General features: G+C 69.5%; 1 protein-coding gene. It reads left to right on the plus strand.

Translation table 11 applies throughout. From position 1 onward, the window contains the following. Window positions 1–432: 432 nt before the first annotated feature. Complete coding sequence (locus HGO92_RS23080; protein WP_169999072.1) at window positions 433–1,011, plus strand: DUF6431 domain-containing protein; 579 nt, start codon at window positions 433–435, stop codon at window positions 1,009–1,011. Window positions 1,012–2,010: the final 999 nt, after the last annotated feature.

Consider the following 2,010-nt stretch of genomic DNA (forward strand, 5'->3'; position numbering starts at 1 on the left):
TGACGTTGAGCCTGGTGTTGCGGGCGAAGACGAAGAAGGTCCGGATCAGCTTGCGGGTGGTGGGGCCACTCGCCCTCCACTCGTCAACGTCCTGCTGGACGCAGGTCGCGGCGGTGCGCTGGTGCGTGTCCCAGAGTGTTGAGCGTCTCTGTGTGTGAAGATGCATCGGTCACAGTGGGTGACGATTCTGCGGACGTGGTTCAGGGTTCGTCGGCGGCGTCATCGTGACGACCACCCGGGCGCTCTGAACGGCGCGGGGCGATCGCCGTGGTGGTGTCGTCGTGGTGCCGCTGCTATGCCGGCCTACACGGCGGTGACGAATTCGGGCCGGGACGGCGCCCGAGCCACACGAAGTGGCCCCTTCCCGGCGGCGGGCATGATAAGCAAGAGTCACTGATATGAGTGTGGGACCGATGAACAGGACCGGACGCGATGATGATCGTGGGCAGCACCGAGCAGGCCGAGGCGGCTTTGCGGGCGGGCGAGATCGCGTGCCCGGACTGTTCGGCGCGGCTGCGCCCGTACGGGCACGCCCGCACCCGTACCGTGCGGGGCCTGGGCGATGGGCGGCTGACGGCGCGGCCACGGCGCGCCCGGTGTCAGGGCTGCGACCGCACTCACGTGTTGTTACCGGCGGCGCTGTCCGCGCGTCGAGCCGACGCCGTCGAGGTCATCGGGACCGCGCTGGCGGCTAAGGCCGCTGGGAGCGGGTACCGTACGATCGCCGCGCGACTGGGCCGGCCCTTCTCGACGGTGCGCCGCTGGCTGCGGCGGGTGCCGCAACCGCATGCCCGGTGGCTGTACGAGCAGGGAGTGCAGCACGCGTTCCGCCTCGATCCAGATATCCTCGCCCGTCCCAAGCCCTGGCCGAGCATGCTCGGCTGGGGGCTGAACCTGCTGGCAGGCGCCGCACTGGCCTACCAGGCACGCCTGGACTCAGACTTGCCGCCGTGGACCCTGATCGGGCTGTTCACGGGCGGTCATCTGCTGAGCGGGCCGCTTCGCACCTGAAAATCTCGGCGTGTCCGCGCTGTGTCCTGCCCTGAATCAGCCGTCACCGTGACGACCACACGCAATCACCATCTCGGCAGGCCCGTCAGCATGCCGACCACCACGTCACTGCGACGACCAAACCAGCCAATCCCATCGGCATCCACAACGACGCCCCCATCGTCAAAAAGCGCGACGGGTAACACCCAGAGCCAGCCGAGGAACTTGATGGTCTCGGTGATCTCCTGCTTGGCGGAGTGGACCGGGCCGCGGGCCGGGCTGTCGGGGGTGACCGTGGACCGGATGCGCTTGAGGTGGTGCCATTTGGCGAAGTGCTCGACGGGCCGGGCGATCTCGGGCGGCAGGGGTGGAGCTTGTCCTCAACCCACGTCTCGAAGCGGGCAAGGTACGGGTCCCGGTATGGGAGCAGGCCGTGGTGGACCAGAATGGCGCGGAGGTGGTCAACGGCGCGCCCTGCCGTCTCAATGTGCTGGTCGAGGCCTTCGTGGGTCAGCGGAGTGCTCCCGGCAGAGAGTGAGGCCAGGAGGGCCTGGACCTTGGGAGAGCGCTTCCATGTGATGATGCTCTCCGGGCGCTCGGCTTGGCAGAGGGCGTCGACCAGCCGGCCCATCGCCGCCGGGTCCGCCGGGAGGGCGAGCAGCATGACGGTGAGGTCGTCGCGGAGGGCGCAGCGGGCGCAAGTGCCGCGCCGGTAGGACTCGGTCTCGGTCCGGCAGCGGGTGCAACGAAAGTCGTGGGGGATGCCTGCGCATTCGGCGCAGCGGGGTCCGCCCCGGTCAGATGGGGGTCCGGGGAGGAGCCGATGCTGGTTGCAGCCGGGGCAGCTGCCGTAGGTCCGGGTGGCGACGGTAAAGCAGGGTCCGCAGACCTTCCCCTCCGGCCACCTCACCCGGGCCTTGCCCGCGTTGCGGCTGCAGCGGGCGCAGACATCGGTGCCCGTGGTCCTTGGTCGGCCGCGGGTGGTGTTGCGCGGGCTGAGGCCTGAGGGCTCAGTGGTCA

Source organism: Crystallibacter degradans (assembly GCF_012952295.1).
GTDB classification, from domain to species: domain Bacteria; phylum Actinomycetota; class Actinomycetes; order Actinomycetales; family Micrococcaceae; genus Crystallibacter; species Crystallibacter degradans.

Bases quoted from the DNA above. Each gene is read 5' to 3' on its own strand.
- HGO92_RS23080 (WP_169999072.1), top strand. From the start codon at position 433: ATGATGATCGTGGGCAGCACCGAGCAGGCCGAGGCGGCTTTGCGGGCG.